13 protein-coding genes and 1 tRNA gene are annotated in these 15,724 nt (G+C 54.6%); all 14 read left to right on the top strand.

The window, feature by feature from the left end:
- On the top strand, positions 1-935 hold a 935-nt coding region (tuf, locus tag VGE80_RS20665), incomplete at its 5' end, for an elongation factor Tu (protein WP_440593966.1).
- A gap of 92 nt (positions 936-1,027) precedes the next feature.
- On the top strand, positions 1,028-1,183 hold the full coding sequence (rpmG, locus tag VGE80_RS20660; protein ID WP_373650122.1) for a 50S ribosomal protein L33: 156 nt from the start codon (positions 1,028-1,030) through the stop codon (positions 1,181-1,183).
- A 15-nt stretch (positions 1,184-1,198) separates the two neighbouring features.
- Positions 1,199-1,271: transfer RNA gene (locus VGE80_RS20655), tRNA-Trp, on the top strand.
- A 66-nt stretch (positions 1,272-1,337) separates the two neighbouring features.
- Entirely contained in the window at positions 1,338-1,772 is a 435-nt protein-coding gene (secE, locus tag VGE80_RS20650) for a preprotein translocase subunit SecE (protein ID WP_397571633.1), read from the top strand.
- 63 nt (positions 1,773-1,835) lie between these two features.
- A complete protein-coding gene (nusG, locus tag VGE80_RS20645; protein ID WP_373650124.1) occupies positions 1,836-2,405 on the top strand; it encodes a transcription termination/antitermination protein NusG in 570 nt (189 codons plus the stop codon).
- A gap of 79 nt (positions 2,406-2,484) precedes the next feature.
- The gene (rplK, locus tag VGE80_RS20640) at positions 2,485-2,916 is read left to right on the top strand and encodes a 50S ribosomal protein L11 (protein ID WP_373650125.1); all 432 of its coding nucleotides are present in this window, start codon (positions 2,485-2,487) and stop codon (positions 2,914-2,916) included.
- Between the two features lie 96 nt (positions 2,917-3,012).
- Positions 3,013-3,717 carry a 50S ribosomal protein L1 gene (gene rplA / locus VGE80_RS20635; protein ID WP_373650126.1) on the top strand — a complete coding sequence of 235 codons (705 nt, stop codon included), beginning with the start codon at positions 3,013-3,015 and terminating at the stop codon, positions 3,715-3,717.
- Positions 3,718-3,754: 37 nt separating this feature from the next.
- A complete protein-coding gene (gene rplJ / locus VGE80_RS20630) occupies positions 3,755-4,270 on the top strand; it encodes a 50S ribosomal protein L10 (RefSeq protein ID WP_373650127.1) in 516 nt (171 codons plus the stop codon).
- Positions 4,271-4,360: 90 nt separating this feature from the next.
- Complete coding sequence (gene rplL, locus VGE80_RS20625; RefSeq protein ID WP_373650128.1) at positions 4,361-4,759, top strand: 50S ribosomal protein L7/L12; 399 nt, start codon at positions 4,361-4,363, stop codon at positions 4,757-4,759.
- A 361-nt stretch (positions 4,760-5,120) separates the two neighbouring features.
- Entirely contained in the window at positions 5,121-8,837 is a 3,717-nt protein-coding gene (gene rpoB, locus VGE80_RS20620) for a DNA-directed RNA polymerase subunit beta (protein WP_373650129.1), read from the top strand.
- A 125-nt stretch (positions 8,838-8,962) separates the two neighbouring features.
- Positions 8,963-13,240 carry a DNA-directed RNA polymerase subunit beta' gene (gene rpoC / locus VGE80_RS20615; protein WP_373650130.1) on the top strand — a complete coding sequence of 1,426 codons (4,278 nt, stop codon included), beginning with the start codon at positions 8,963-8,965 and terminating at the stop codon, positions 13,238-13,240.
- 340 nt (positions 13,241-13,580) lie between these two features.
- A complete protein-coding gene (rpsL, locus tag VGE80_RS20610; protein WP_373650131.1) occupies positions 13,581-13,952 on the top strand; it encodes a 30S ribosomal protein S12 in 372 nt (123 codons plus the stop codon).
- 189 nt (positions 13,953-14,141) lie between these two features.
- Entirely contained in the window at positions 14,142-14,615 is a 474-nt protein-coding gene (gene rpsG, locus VGE80_RS20605; RefSeq protein ID WP_373650132.1) for a 30S ribosomal protein S7, read from the top strand.
- Positions 14,616-14,844: 229 nt separating this feature from the next.
- Positions 14,845-15,724: GTP-binding protein (locus tag VGE80_RS20600; RefSeq protein WP_440593965.1), on the top strand; the 880-nt coding region annotated here is incomplete at its 3' end.

Here is a 15,724-nt window from a genome sequence, read left to right as displayed (position 1 = left end):
CTGACTATATTAAGAACATGATCACCGGTGCCGCTCAGATGGACGGCGCTATTCTCGTGGTTTCGGCTGCTGACGGCCCGATGCCGCAGACTCGTGAGCATATTCTTCTCGCCAAGCAGGTTAACGTTCCTGCTCTGGTTGTGTTCCTCAACAAGTGCGACCTCGTCGACGACGAAGAGTTGCTCGAGTTGGTCGAGATGGAAATTCGTGACCTGCTGAATAAGTACGAATTCCCAGGCGACGATATCGCGATCGTTCGTGGTAATGCCAAGGGTGCCTTGGATAACCCCGCCGATCCAAAGTACAGCGAATGCATCACCAAGCTGATGGAAGCGCTTGATCGCGACGTTCCAGAGCCAGCTCGTGAAGTCGACAAGCCAATGCTCATGGCAATCGAAGACGTCTTCTCGATCGAAGGTCGTGGTACCGTTGTGACCGGCCGTATCGAGCAAGGTGTTCTCAAGGTTGGTGACAAGGTTCAGTTGCTCGGTCTGGCTGAGCCACAGGAAACCGTTTGTACCGGCGTCGAAATGTTCCAGAAGACTCTGGATCAGGGGATGGCCGGGGACAACGTCGGGGTTCTGCTCCGCGGTATCCGCAAGGAAGACGTTCAGCGTGGCCAGGTGCTGGCTAAGCCAGGTTCCATCAAGCCACATTCCAAGTTTGAGTGTCAGGTTTACGTTCTGAGCAAAGAAGAAGGTGGACGTCACACTCCATTCTTCAGTGGTTACCGTCCTCAGTTCTACTTCCGAACGACCGACGTGACCGGCGAGTCCACGCTGCTCGGTGGCGCCGAAATGTGTATGCCTGGTGACAACGTCAACATGCAGGTCACGCTCGGTAAGCCAATTGCAATGACCGAAAACGTCCGGTTTGCTATCCGTGAAGGTGGCAAGACGGTTGGTTCCGGCGTTGTCACGAAGATTATCGAGTAGTCTCGCAGCAATTGGTCTTGATGGCCGCCAGCGTTGATTCCTGAATCAACTGGCGGCCGTTGTTTGTGGTTGAGGGTGTCTGGAGAGAACACGTGGCTCGAGAGTATGTTTGGTTGGAGTGTACCGAAACTGGGTTGCGAAATTACCGAATCTCGAAAGAGACGAAGGGTACTGAGCGACTGGAGTTGATGAAGTACAATAAGAAGCTCCGACGGCACACGCTGCACAAAGAATCTCGGAAGAAGTGATCCTGTTCGCTTCGAACGGGCGTAGCTCAATTGGCAGAGCACTGGATTCCAAATCCAGGTGTTGGGGGTTCAAGTCCCTCCGCCCGTGTTTTGGGCACGAAAGGTATTAGAATACAGCTCGTGTTTAGGTGCGAATCGAGACCTGGAAGGACTTATGGCCAAAGTTCAGCGCGATACGCTGTTGAAAAGCATCTTAAGCACGGACCTCTATCAGCGTAAACAAGGGCGCGCAGTCAGACGTTGTACCGCAGGTGCAATTTTTCTGACGTTCGTGCTTGCGAGCCAGGCGTTGTATCACACAGTCCTTTTGGACTTCGGTACGTCGACGGCTTCCGCAGTGGTTGCGGTGATCAATGTCATTGGTGCCTGGTTTGCGTTTCGCGTGGTGAACTATCCGGTGTTCGCTGACTTCCTGATCGACGTTGAATCCGAGATGACCAAGGTCACCTGGCCGAGTTGGGTGGAACTGCAGCGGGCCACGCTGGTTGTGCTGGCGACGACGTTTCTGTTTTCGGCCTTGCTGTTTGGTTACGATATTGCATGGCAGAAGTTTTTGGAGATGACGGGGGTTCTCAGGCTGTCACGTTAGCCGACCCCCGTAAAAGTTGTGTGGGTCGGTTGCCGCGAGAGTCATTCTCCAAAGGGTTACAATATGACGACGGAATCCGGAGTCGAGGGTTCCCAAGACGGGCAGATGCTGTGGTATGTTTTGAAAATTCAAAGCAACCGCGAAAAGACGATTCGCGATTCGTTGTTGCGACGAATGCGGCAGGAAGGGTTGCAGGACTACTTCGGCGAGATCGTCATCCCAACCGAAAAGATCGTTGAGAACAGAAACGGGAAGAAACGGGTCATCGAACAGAAGCTGTACCCCGGCTACCTGATGATCCAGATGGTTTTGAATGACGATACTTGGTATCTGGTGAGAAGTACCGCAGGCGTCGGAGACTTCACGGGCTCGGCGGGCAAGCCATCACCAATGCCAATGCATGAAGTGCATAAGATGCTCGGGGCATCGCACACGATTGCGGAAGAACCGGCCAAGGTGAAGCATGATCTGAAGGCTGGGGACAACGTCAAGATTATCGAAGGTCCCTTTGGGTCGTTCGATGGTACAGTCGGAAGTGTGGATGCGAGCAGCGGTAAGTTGACAGTAATGATTGAAATTTTCGGTCGCAGCACGCCGGTCGACGTTGAGGCATGGCAGGTTGAGCGGGTTTAGACTTGGTCGAGTGACTGAGTTCTTGCGGTCGGTGTCTTTAGTGTCTTGATTGGCGCAGGCGACAGAGCGGAGATATCAGGTGGCGAAGAAAGAAGCGAAGATCAAGGCCCAGGTGAAGGTTCAGATCCCTGGCGGCAAGGCAACTCCTGCCCCTCCAGTTGGTACTGCGCTCGGTCCCCACGGGATCAACCTCGGCCAGTTCGTCATGCAGTTTAACGAGAAGACGCGTGACCTGAACGGGATGGTCGTACCCGTTGTAATCACCATCTTGGAAGATCGGTCTTTTACGTTCGTTCTGAAGAGCCCCCCTGCTTCCGTGCTGCTTAAGCAAGCCGCAAAGATTGCGATGGGTGCTCACAACGCTCGGACCGAAAAGGTCGGTAGCGTCACGCAGGCGCAACTGATTGAGATCGCGAAGACGAAGTTCGAAGATTTAAATACATCAAGCGTCGAGCAAGCTGCGAAGATGATCGCGGGAACCGCTCGAAGCATGGGCATTGAGGTGATCTGAGTGATCCGGTTTCGGGTTGTCAGTCATTCACGGTGCTGAGCCGTCGGGTCGGCATTATTCGCATCAACGTCGTTAACAGTGGTTTGGGTTTTTGAAATGGCTAATCAGTCAAAGCGGATTCGGCATCTCACGAAAGTTCTGGAAGCGACTCCTTCAGCGGACTTGCCAACAGCGATCGAGATTCTGAAGAATGTAGAAGGTTCTCTTCCCGAGAAGATCCGGAAGTGCCGATTCGACCAGACGGTAGCGATTGCTGTGCGGTTGGGCGTTGATCCGAAGCAGGCCGATCAGATCGTGCGAGGTTCAATCGTTCTGCCTCACGGTATCGGTAAGGCCCAGCGGGTGCTGGTCTTTACACAAGGCGATAACGTTGGCGTTGCTACGGCCGCAGGTGCTGACTACGTCGGCGGAAAAGATCTCGCCGACAAGATTCGCGGCGGTTGGATGGACTTCGATGTCGCGATCGCTACACCAGACATGATGGGTGTCGTTGGTCCGCTCGGTAAAGTGCTTGGTCCCCGCGGTTTGATGCCGTCGCCACGTGCGGGTACCGTCACCCAGGACGTCGCTTCTGCAGTTCGCGAATACAAAGCGGGTAAAGTCGAGTTCCGCGTGGATTCCGGTGGCAACGTTCACTGTGTCGTGGGGCGTTTGTCTTTCGATCATCAGAAGCTCGTTGAGAACACTGAGGCCTTGCTCAAGTATATCCGGTCCTTGAAGCCGTCGACTTCGAAGGGTCAGTATATCCGAAACGTTGCGATCGGTGCGACGATGACTCCGAGCATTACCGTCGCCGTATAGTCGACATTCGTAGTTCCTTCCGGTTGGTTTGAATTCCATGAGCAAGTACGTCAAAGATTTGATGATCGACGGCATTCAGAAGGTCGTCGGCGAATGTCGCGAAGTCGTTGTGGTCGACGTGTCAAAAGTTGACGCGGTCAATGCCAACAAGATGCGAATCGCTCTTCGTCAGAAGAACATTCGGCTGTTGAGCGTCAAGAACGCGGTCGCTCGTCGTGCACTCGGTGAAATTGGTCTATCTGGTGTCGGCTCCTCGCTGGTGGGTCCTTCCACCCTGGCGTTTGGTGGCGAAGACATCGTTGCCCTCGCTCGGGAACTGACCGAGTGGGCGAACAAGATTAAGGTTTTGGAAATCAAGGGTGGCGGACTGGGAGAGACTCCTCTCAGCGCACCTGATGTGGAAACACTCAGCAAGAGTCCAGGCCGCAAAGAGATGCTTTCGCAGCTCGTGGGTCTGATCCTGTCGCCAGGAGCTCGAGTTTCTGGTGCGGTATTGGGTGCCGGTGGTAAGTTGGCAGGTCAGGTCAAGACCCTGAGTGAGCGGACGGAATAGTCGCACGAGAGTGTCGCTCGGATGGTTTGGGCGGTTTGGATGTCGACTTGAAACAGAATTGTTAAAGACAATAAAGAAAGGTGAATTGGTATGTCCGAAGTGACGTTTGACGACACGACGAAGGAACTCGGCGACAAGATCGTTGGATTGACGCTGCTGCAGGCGAAGGCGCTGTCTGACTACTTGAAGCAAGTTCATGGTATCGAGCCAGCCGGTGGCGGCGTGATGATGGCCGCTCCTGCTGCTGGTGGTGGTGCAGCTGCTGCTGTTGAAGCGAAGACCGAATTTGACGTGATCCTCACCGGATTCGGTGACGCCAAGATCAACGTCATCAAGGTTGTTCGTGGTGCGACCGGCCTCGGTCTGAAGGAAGCCAAGGACCTGGTTGAAGGCGTGCCCAAGCCGCTGAAGACCGGTGTTTCGGAAGACGATGCCAAGAAGCTGAAAGCGGAAATCGAGCAGGCTGGTGGTACTGCCGAGATCAAGTGATTTAGTTTCTGATCGATTCCTGCTGCCCAAACCACATTGTGACGACTTGTACTGAACGAATTTGGTGTCTTGATTGGCCCGGAAAGAATCACCGCTCTTTCCGGGCTGATCGCCCTTGTAGTCAAGGCATCGGTTCGCCTGTTGGTGGTCGGGTCACGTAAAGTTCGCGCCATGTACGAAGTGACTGTCTCCATTGGGTGAGTTGGCAGCCTTTGACGATTGTTGCGATATCCAAATTGTCTGCGGCAGACCGATTTTAATGTAACGTAATCGTGGGCACTGCCTCGCCAGGCGACAAGGCGTCAGGCTGGTGCCATTTTTGCGTTGCTCACCGCGGTTTGTCCTGAAGGGATTTTGTTCGATGCCCATTCCTGCCGTCCGTATCATCCAGACCAATGAAATTCGCAACTATGGGACAATTCAGGGAACGTTTGAAATTTCGGATCTGACACGGATCCAGACCGATTCGTATGTTCGCTTTCTCCAGCTTGAAGCCGATGCACGGGAACGTAAGGACGAGGGGCTCGAGGCGATCCTGCGGGAAGTTTTCCCGATCGAAAGTTACGACGGCAAGTACCGTCTTGAGTACATTAAATACGAACTTGGCAAACCACGCTATACCCAATTGGAATGCCGTCAGCTTCGCTTAACCTATGGTCGCCCGTTCCGCATCTGGCTGCGGCTCGTTAAAGAGCAGCCGATCGAAGAAGAAGTTTATCTCGGCGACATGCCGATCATGATCGGCGGCGGTGAGTTCATCATCAACGGGGCAGAACGCGTTGTCGTCAGCCAGTTGCATCGTTCACCGGGAGTCGATTTTGTTCAGGGAGCTGAACCTGGCGAGCGTAAGCAGTTTTCCTGCCGCGTGATTCCCGAGCGTGGAAGCTGGATCGAGATTGTCATCAGCAAGCGCGATACACTCGGTGTCCGCATCGACCAGAGCGGTAAGTTCTCTGCGATGACGTTCCTCCGGGCGATGAATCCCGACTACGGTTCGAGTGCCAATCTCGTCAAGCTGTTCTACAAGACCGAAACGGTCAAGGTGAATCGTGAAGATTTAGTGGCGTACTTGAACGGAAAGTATGCGGCAGACGAAATCGTCTATCCTGCAAAGCATGACAAATGCGGCGAGATCATCGTTGAGCTGGGTCACGTCATCAACAAGGCCGCCGCGGAAGAGATTGCCGGGTCGACGTTGAAGACAGTTGAGATCATCGAGACGATGGATGACCTCTTGGCGCTGTCCAGTATCCTGGAAGATCCCACGGTCACGCACGAAGATGCCTTGCTGCGTATTTACCAGCGATTGCGTCCTGGGAACCCGCCACAACTCGAGAAGGCAATCGAGCTGTTCAACGAGAAGTTCTTCGATGCCAATCGTTATCGGTTGGGCCGGGTGGGTCGTTTCCGTATCAATCGGAAATTTGATCAAGACATTCCCGATACAGAGATGACGCTGAAGGCCGAAGACATCGTTAACTCGATTCGATACGTCATCAAGCTGCGTATCGGCGATTCAGTGGCGCATGTCGATGATATCGATAACCTCGGAAATCGTCGGTTGCGAACGATCGATGAACTGGCTGCAGAGGAAATCCGAAAAGGGTTTTTGAAGCTGCGACGCACCGTGCAGGAGCGTATGCAGATGAAGGACGTCGAAGAGATGTCTCCTCGTACGCTGGTGAACCCCAAGAGCGTTTCGGCCGCGATTGAGTACTTCTTCGGGCGTGGTGAACTGTCGCAAGTCGTCGATCAGACAAACCCGCTCGCCACCTTGACGCACGAACGTCGACTGAGTGCTCTGGGACCTGGTGGTTTGAACCGTAAGCGAGCGGGCTTCGAAGTTCGCGACGTGCACATCTCTCACTACGGTCGAATCTGTCCGATTGAGACCCCTGAAGGTACGAATATCGGTCTGATTTCCAGTCTGAGTATCTTCGCGAAGGTCGATGACTACGGATTCCTGATTACCCCTTATCGTGCAGTGGTGAATCGGAAAGTCAGCGAAGAAGTTCAGTGGCTGCGTGCTGACGAAGAGTCACGTGTGTTCATCGCGCCGGCAGATACGCATGTCGACAACGGCATGATTGCCGAAGACCGGGTGATGGCCCGATTCCATAACGACGTGGTCTGGATGGCATCCACCGATGTGCATTACATCGATGTTTCGCCGTGCCAGATGGTCGGTGTGTCCGCAGGTCTGATTCCGTTCCTCGAGCACGACGATGCCAACCGCGCGTTGATGGGTTCGAACATGCAACGGCAGGGCGTTCCGCTGCTGGTGGCAGAATCGCCGCTGGTCGGGACGGGGCTTGAAGCCGCCGTGGCTGAAAGTTCGGGAATGGTGCTGCGGGCCGAGAAGTCCGGAAAGATCACCTACGTCGACGCCGATCGCATTGAACTCGAAGGCAAGTCGTTCCCGCTGCGAAAGTACACGGGACTCAACGAACGAACCTGTCTGAATCAGAAGCCGATTGTGAAGGTTGGGCAGAAGGTCAAAAAGGGAGAAATCCTCTGCGACAGTGCTGCGACCTCAAAGGGGGAGCTGGCTCTCGGTCGAAACGTGCTCGTCGCCTTCATGTCGTTTGAAGGCTTCAACTACGAAGATGCGATCATTCTGTCAGAGCGTCTGGTGAAGGAAGACGTCTATACGTCGATCCATATCGATGAGTTCGACGTGGAAGTTCGTGAGACCAAGCTCGGTCGCGAAGAATTCACCCGCGATATCCCCAACGTCAGCGAAAAGGCACTTCGTCACCTCGACGAAGTGGGGATTGTGAAGATTGGTACGTATGTCGAACCGGGTGATATCCTCGTTGGTAAGGTTTCGCCCAAGGCGAAGACGGAACTGACACCGGAAGAAAAGCTGCTGCACGCCATTTTCGGTCGTGCCGGTGAAGACGTGAAGAATGAATCTCTCGAAGTCCCCAGCGGTACCGAAGGGATCGTGATTCATACCGAGAAATTCTCGCGACGAATGAGTCTCTCGGAAGCGGACCGTAAGAAGTTCGAAGCCGAACTGAAAAGCGTTGAAGACACCAGTTACCAGACGATCTCGGCCGCGTTCCGCGAGTTCCTCAAAGAATTCGAGAAGGCCTACGAGAAGAAGGTCACTGATGACGACTCACGCGACGTTCGCTCGATCACGGACGACAAGTTCGTAGCGACGTTTGCTGAGAGCTTCCTTACCAACTTCGAATCGCTGGACATCAAGAGTCCTCAGAAGCGGTCTGAGTGTAAGAAGGTGATTAAGGAGTTCTGGGGACCTGTCGAAGACGCCATTGATGCCCGCGATCGTAAGCTGAACACCATGAAGCGTGGCGACGAGCTGCCGAGCGGCGTTCTGCAGATGGTCAAGGTGTACGTGGCCTCGAAGCGTCAGATCTCTGTCGGGGATAAGATGGCCGGTCGGCACGGTAACAAGGGGGTTATCTCCAAGATCCTGCCAGAAGAAGACATGCCATTCCTCGCGGATGGAACTCCTGTGGACATCATTCTGAACCCACTGGGCGTTCCGAGCCGTATGAACGTCGGTCAGATTCTTGAGACTCACCTGGGATGGGCAGCAGCAAAGTTGGGCTTCAAGGTACGCAGCGCTGTGTTTGACAGCCCAAGCGAAGAAACCGTCCGTTCACTGCTTGTCGAGGCGGGGCTGCCTGAAGACGGGAAGGCTCAGTTGCACGACGGCCGAACGGGTGAACCTTTCGAGCAGAAGACGACGGTCGGCTACATCTATATGTTGAAGCTGCACCATCTGGTTGAAGACAAGGTCCACGCCCGTGCGACTGGTCCATACTCATTGATCACCCAACAGCCGTTGGGTGGTAAAGCCCGATTCGGGGGTCAACGATTCGGTGAGATGGAAGTTTGGGCGCTGGAAGCTTATGGTGCGGCGTACATCCTGCAGGAATTGCTCACTGTGAAGAGCGACGACGTGGAAGGACGTACCAAGATTTATGAGTCGATGGTCAAGGGGGAGAACACTCTCGAGGCCGGTACTCCAGCGAGTTTTGAAGTGCTCAATAACGAAATTCGCGGGCTGTGTCTGAACATGCAGCTTGAAAAGAGTCCGAACTAGTTTGTGTTCCAGGCTGACGACTTTTGCCGGGGCGCCGTTTGTTGGATGCGGCGTCCCTGGTTGGTTGAGACAGCCGCAGTTTTCGCAAAATTCGACTTTCCGCCTGCCATATCAAGGAGCACGCCGTGAGCGTCGGTGAAACAACATACGATCGAGTGAACGAATACTCGGCAATTAAAATTGGCTTGGCGAGTCCTCAAGACATTCGCGGTTGGTCGTTCGGTGAAGTGAAGAAGCCAGAAACGATCAACTACCGCACGTACCGCCCGGAACGGGACGGTCTGTTCTGCGAACGGATCTTTGGACCTGAAAAGGACTGGGAATGTGCCTGCGGTAAATACCGTGGGATGAAATACAAGGGCATGATCTGTGACCGCTGTGGCGTGAAAGTGACGCACAGCCGGGTTCGCCGTAAGCGAATGGGCCACATTGAACTCGCCGCCCCTGTCGTTCATATCTGGTTCTTCAAATCAATGCCCAGCCGACTGGGGGCGTTGCTGAATGTCAAAACGACTGCTCTCGAGAAAGTCGTCTATTTCCAGGACTACATCGTCCTGGACCCGGGTGACACTCCCCTGCGCAAGGGGCAGTTGCTGACGGAAGAGGAAGCACGCCAGGCTCGGTCGAAGTACGGCGAAGGTACGTTCGATATCGAGATGGGGGCCGATGCAGTCAAGAAACTGCTGATGAGCCTCAATCTGGTTGAGTTGTCCGCGCAGTTGCGTGTCGAACTCAAGAAAACCACCAGTCAGCAGAAGAAGAAGGAGCTGATCAAGCGGCTGAAGATCTCTGAAGCCCTGCGCGACAGTGACAACAAGCCCGAGTGGATGGTGCTGGATTGCGTTCCTGTCATTCCACCCGATCTTCGTCCGTTGGTTCTGCTGGATTCCGGTAACTTTGCAACCAGCGATTTGAACGATCTTTATCGTCGAATCATCAATCGTAACAACCGTCTGAAGAAGCTGGTCGATCTCAACGCGCCCGAAGTGATTGTGCGCAACGAGAAGCGAATGCTTCAGCAGTCGGTCGATGCGTTGTTCGACAACAATCGTTGCAAGCGACCAGTCCTGGGTTCGTCGAACCGTCCGCTGAAATCGCTGACGGACATGATCAAAGGTAAGCAAGGTCGATTCCGTGAAAACCTGCTCGGTAAGCGCGTCGACTACTCGGCACGAAGCGTGATCGTCGTGGGTCCGAATCTCGAGCTGCATCAGTGTGGTCTGCCAAAGAAGATCGCGCTGGAACTGTATCAGCCTTTCATCATTCGGCGACTGAAAGAACTGGGCCATGCAGATACGATCAAGAGTGCGAAGCGCATGCTTGAACGTCGCGACGAAGAGGTTTGGGATATTCTCGAAGAGGTCATCACCAACCATCCAGTGCTGCTGAACCGGGCTCCCACCCTGCACCGTATGGGTATCCAGGCGTTCGAGCCGATCCTGGTGGAAGGTAACGCCATTCGGATTCATCCGCTGGTCTGTAAGGGATTCAACGCGGACTTCGACGGCGATCAGATGGCAGTCCACCTGCCACTTTCGATCGAAGCTCAGGTCGAAGCCACGACGCTGATGATGTCGACGAACAACATCTTCAGTCCTTCCAACGGTGCGCCGATCATCAGCCCCTCGCAAGATATCGTGATGGGTTGCTACTACCTGACTTTGAAGAAGGAAGACCGTCCTGGTCACGGGATGATCTTCGCTTCGACCCAGGAAGTGCATACCGCTCATCTGCTGGGTAAGGTCACGCTGCACACGTTGATCAAGGTACGGTTGCCGAAGGATAAACGCGTCAAGGGCGAAGGGTCGGACGATTATTCACTCGGCGGGATCGTCGAGACGAGCGTCGGTCGGATCATGTTCAACGACATCCTCCCGCCGAAGATGGCGTACTACAACCAGACCATGAAGAACAAGGATCTGGCGAACGTTATCTCTGACTGCTACCTCGAGCTGGGACGTCGCGAGACGATCAAGCTGCTGGACCGGATGAAGGAAGTCGGGTTCCGTGAATCGACTCGCAGCGGTCTTTCATTCGCCGCCAGCGATTTGAAGACGCCTGACAACAAGGAAAAGGTGATTCTGGCTGCCGAATCGACCGTTCTCAAGAAGCAGAAGCTGTATGAAAAGGGTGTGATTACCGCGAAAGAGCGTTACGAGCAGGTTTTGGATACCTGGACGCACGCCAGCGATCTGATCAAGATCGCGATGATGGATGCGTTCAAGAACGACACCCGCGATAACGGCGCTTACGTCAACCCGGTTTACCTGATGGCGGACTCGGGTGCTCGAGGGGGTCAGGAACAGATTCGTCAGCTCGCTGGTATGCGAGGTTTGATGGCCAAGCCGAGCGGCGAGATCATCGAAACCCCGATTAAGGCGAACTTCCGTGAAGGTCTGTCAGTACTTGAGTACTTCAGCTCTACGCACGGTGCCCGTAAGGGATTGGCCGATACCGCGCTCAAGACGGCAGACAGCGGTTACCTCACCCGTAAGCTGGCAGATATCTGTCAGAACATGGTTGTGACGACTCATGATTGTGGTACGACCAAGGGGATCACTCGTGGGGTCGTCTACCGCGGTGAAAAGGTGGAAGTCAGTCTGGCCGACGCCATCCGCGGTCGGGTCAGCCGACAAAACATCGTCAATCCAATTACTGACGAAGTGATTGTTCGTGAAAACGAAATGATCACCGTCGACATCTCGCGAAAGATCGAAGAACTCGGTCTTGAGAAGATTCAGGTCCGTAGCCCGATGACCTGTGAATCGGATCTGGGGATGTGTCGACTGTGTTACGGGATGGACTTGTCCACCGGCTCGCTGGTGGAAGAAGGCTTGGCTGTCGGTATCATCGCTGCTCAAAGTATCGGTGAGCCCGGTACTCAGCTGACGATGCGTACCTTCCACATCGGTGGGGTGGCAATCAAGGACATCCAGGAAAGCGAAATCAAGTCCCGGCGTCAGGGGCGTGTCCGCCTCGCTCGTATCCGCAGCGTGGTGAACGCTGATGGCAAGAGCGTGGTGCTGGGACGTAACGGCGAGCTGCTTGTTGTTGACTCCAAAGAGCGCGAGCTGGAGCGTTATACCGTTCCCACCGGTGCTGTGCTGCAGGTCGGTGAGAACGACACGGTCGAAATCGGGCAGGTGCTGTGTACCTGGGATCAACACTCCATTCCGATCCTCTGCGAAGTCGGCGGACGGGTTCGCTTCGAAGATCTGGTCGAAGGTCAATCCATTCGGTCTGAAAAGGATCCGAGCGGTAACATTCGTAAGACGGTCATCGAGCACAAAGGCGAACTGCATCCGCAGATCGTGCTGGAAGATTCGACCGGCAAGATCCTCGACTTCTACTACCTGCCCGAACGTGCAAGTATCGAAGTTGTCGAAGGTCAGCAGATCTCCGCTGGTACGGTTCTGGCAAAGAACCCCCGCGAAACGTCGGGTACTCAGGACATCACCGGTGGTCTTCCGCGAGTCACCGAACTGTTCGAAGCTCGAAAGCCGAAAGAGCCCGCGATCATCGCCGAGATCGACGGTGAAATTGAGCTCGTTGCCGAGAAGAAGCGTGGCAAGCGAATCATCATCGTTCGCGGAGCGGATGGAACCGAAAAGGAACACGTCATTCCTCACGGCAAGCAGTTGCTCGTGCATGCGAAAGACCAGGTCCGTGCGGGGGACGCACTCGTCCGGGGTCCGCTCGTGCCGCACGATATTCTGCGAGTCAGTGGTGAAGAGGCTGTCCAGCAGTACCTGCTTCACGAAATTCAAACTGTGTATCGTTCACAACGTGTGGTGATCGACGACAAGCACATTGAAATCGTCTTGTCGCAGATGCTCCGCAAGTTGAAGGTGGAAGATGTTGGCGACACAACCATGTTGCCAGGCGTGCTGGTGGATCGATTCGAATTCCGAAAGATCAACCAGAAGCTGCAGTCCAGCGCACGGATTACCGACCCTGGCGATTCGGAATTCCAGGAAGGGGACGTCGTTCCCTTGGAGACCATCGAGCAGGTCAACCGGGAAATCGAAGCGTCGGGTGGGCCGCTGGTGAAATTCACCAAGCCACGTCCTGCAAACGCCAGTACTCAGTTGCTGGGTATTACCAAGGCGGCCGTCCAGAGCGACAGCTTTATTTCTGCTGCCAGTTTCCAGGAGACGACCAAGGTACTGACCGAAGCGGCGATCGCCGGAAAGATCGATAACCTGGTTGGCTTGAAGGAGAACGTCATCCTCGGGCACCTGATTCCGGCCGGTACCGGTTTCCAGTTGCATCAGCAATCGGAAGTCAAAATCAAGCCGGAAGCGTTGGCGGAAATTTACGCCGAGCGAGACAGGATCATGGCCCAGCGAGCGAATCTGCTCAACGAGCCTGACTTGTCAAACAGTGCTGCTGATGTGAAGTAAGGGAAGTGTGAGAGGGAATTGTTATCAGGCCGATGAAGGCGTTGCCGATAAATCGAGAGAGTGGCCGAATCGGCCGAATCGAAACTCTGCAGCGCACTCATCTGAGCCTGATCACAGTACCGAAATGAAACCAATGTCTGGGATTGCGGTTTCTGTAATGCGTTTCTAAGATTTCCGGTCCGGTTCGACCTTGCGGCTTAAATAAAGTTTCAGCGGACCGGCTGAGTCTTCAGCGTATACCTTGAAGTTCTGTCGATCGAGATTTACACTGCTGAGTTCCGAGCTTGGGCGATTGATGCCGTTCGGAAGAGGCGACATTTGAAAAATAACAGGTAAAAGAATGCCGACGATCAATCAACTGATTCGGAAACCGCGCAAGCCTCAGCCCGTTCGCACCAAGAGCCCGGTGCTGGAAGGCTGTCCGCAGAAACGCGGCGTCTGTATGTTGGTCAAAACGGTAACACCGAAGAAGCCAAACTCAGCCCTTCGAAAGGTCGCCCGTGTGCGACTCTCGAACGGTAAAGAAGTGACCGCTTACATTCCCGGTGAAGGCCATAACCTGCAAGAGCACTCGATCGTGCTGGTTCGTGGTGGTCGTGTTCGCGACTTGCCAGGGGTTCGTTACAAGATTATCCGCGGTGTTCTGGATACCCTCGGCGTTGCCAAGCGTATGCAGGCTCGAAGCCGCTACGGTGCCAAGCGACCCAAGTAATCGGTTTTCGGATTCGCCCGAACGTGAGAATTTCGCGGGTTGGTGGGTCTCAGCCGTACGTGAGGTTTCAAGAGATTTCCGGGCACGGGTCCGGGTGGTGTGTTCTGTCGCGTGAAGGTTGTTTGTTGGGCTACGGTTCCAGTGCCTCGCCAATCCGCGCGTTGATTTTCTGTTGAAGAAGAATTTACGATGGCCGACAAATTTACTTGCAGTCGATCGCACCTCAAGCCAGATCCTCGGTATGGTTCGAAGCTCGCGTCGAAGTTTATTAACTGTCTGATGTATGATGGTAAGAAGAGCGTCGCTCAGCGCGCTTTCTATTCGGCAATGGATCTGATTTCTGAGAAGATCCCCGACAAAGAGCCGATCGAGATCTTTACTGTCGCAGTCGAGAACTGCCGCCCATCGCTGGAAGTGAAGTCGAAGCGTGTTGGTGGTGCGAACTATCAGGTGCCAACTCCGGTGAACTCCAAGCGTCAGCAGACCCTTGCGATTCGCTGGATCCTGGAAGTTTGTCGTGACAAGAAGGGGCGCCCCATGGATCGCCGTCTTGCTGATGAACTGATGGCTGCCTATCGCCGTGAAGGTGCCGCGATCACCAAGCGTGAGAACGTTCATCGTATGGCAGACGCCAATAAGGCATTCGCACACTTCGCATGGTAGCCCGCTGAGCGGCCAGTTTGTGCTGGTGCTCGACGAGTGTAATGATGATGCAAGAAGACCCGGCGCCCTGTGGTGCCGGGTCTTGCCATTGAGTCTGCTGGCAGATTTGTCGATGGTAGCGTGATGGTGAGTGTGCTGTTGTTGACTGGCTGTGCAGGGGTTTCTTGCTTCTGTGGTGTGTCCCGGTTCGAAGTATATGTGCTGAGTTCTCTTTTTCTGGCGAGTGACTATGAGTGGTTTGATCAGCAAGATTCGAAACATCGGGATCATCGCACACATCGATGCCGGCAAGACAACGACGACTGAGCGGATTCTGTTTTACGCCGGTGCGACGCATCGGATGGGGGACGTTGACGACGGAACGACCGTCACGGATTTCGATCCAGAAGAGGCTGCCCGCGGGATTACGATCTACTCGGCGGCAATCTCCTGTCAGTGGCAGGGGCACGTGATCAACATTATCGATACGCCAGGTCACGTCGATTTCACGGCCGAGGTGGAGCGTAGTCTGCGCGTGCTGGATGGCGGCGTTGTTGTCTTCAGTGCCGTGGAAGGGGTGGAAGCGCAGAGTGAGACGGTCTGGCGGCAGGCTGATCATTACCGTGTTCCCCGGATGTGTTTCATTAACAAAATGGATCGTATCGGTGCCGGTTTTGAGCGTGTTTTCGAGCAGATTCAAACTCGGCTGCATGCAAGTCCAGTGGCGCTGCAGTTGCCGATTGGTGAGGGGCCTGTCGAGCGGCAAGGTGGATTTTGTGGTGTGATTGACCTGATCGAGATGAAGGCGCTGTACTTTGGTCGTGAAGATCAGGGTCGCGAAATCAGGGTGGAGCCCATTCCAGAGACAGAGCTTGAGCGAGCTCAGGAGTGGCGTACGAAGCTGATTGATTCCATCGCGCTGCTGGATGATGAGGCGTTCGCGATCTTCGACGAAACAGGCGATCTTCCCGTCGAGCAGGTGATCCGCGTGCTTCGAAAGGGTGTCGTCTCCTGCCAGTTGCAGCCCGTGCTGTGCGGGGCTTCAAAGGATTACGTGGGGGTGCAGCCGATTCTCGACGGCGTGGTGCGGTATCTGCCGAGTCCGGAGGATGTGCCTCCTGTTGTGGGTA

Source organism: Schlesneria sp., from assembly GCF_036405755.1.
GTDB classification, from domain to species: domain Bacteria; phylum Planctomycetota; class Planctomycetia; order Planctomycetales; family Planctomycetaceae; genus Schlesneria; species Schlesneria sphaerica.
This window is presented reverse-complemented; position numbering and strand designations above follow the sequence as displayed.

Coding starts and splice junctions, on each gene's coding strand:
- secE (WP_397571633.1), top strand. CDS start 1,338: ATGGCCAAAGTTCAGCGCGATACGCTGTTGAAAAGCATCTTAAGCACG.
- nusG (WP_373650124.1), top strand. CDS start 1,836: ATGACGACGGAATCCGGAGTCGAGGGTTCCCAAGACGGGCAGATGCTG.
- rplA (WP_373650126.1), top strand. CDS start 3,013: ATGGCTAATCAGTCAAAGCGGATTCGGCATCTCACGAAAGTTCTGGAA.
- rplJ (WP_373650127.1), top strand. CDS start 3,755: ATGAGCAAGTACGTCAAAGATTTGATGATCGACGGCATTCAGAAGGTC.
- rplL (WP_373650128.1), top strand. CDS start 4,361: ATGTCCGAAGTGACGTTTGACGACACGACGAAGGAACTCGGCGACAAG.
- rpoB (WP_373650129.1), top strand. CDS start 5,121: ATGCCCATTCCTGCCGTCCGTATCATCCAGACCAATGAAATTCGCAAC.
- rpsL (WP_373650131.1), top strand. CDS start 13,581: ATGCCGACGATCAATCAACTGATTCGGAAACCGCGCAAGCCTCAGCCC.
- rpsG (WP_373650132.1), top strand. CDS start 14,142: ATGGCCGACAAATTTACTTGCAGTCGATCGCACCTCAAGCCAGATCCT.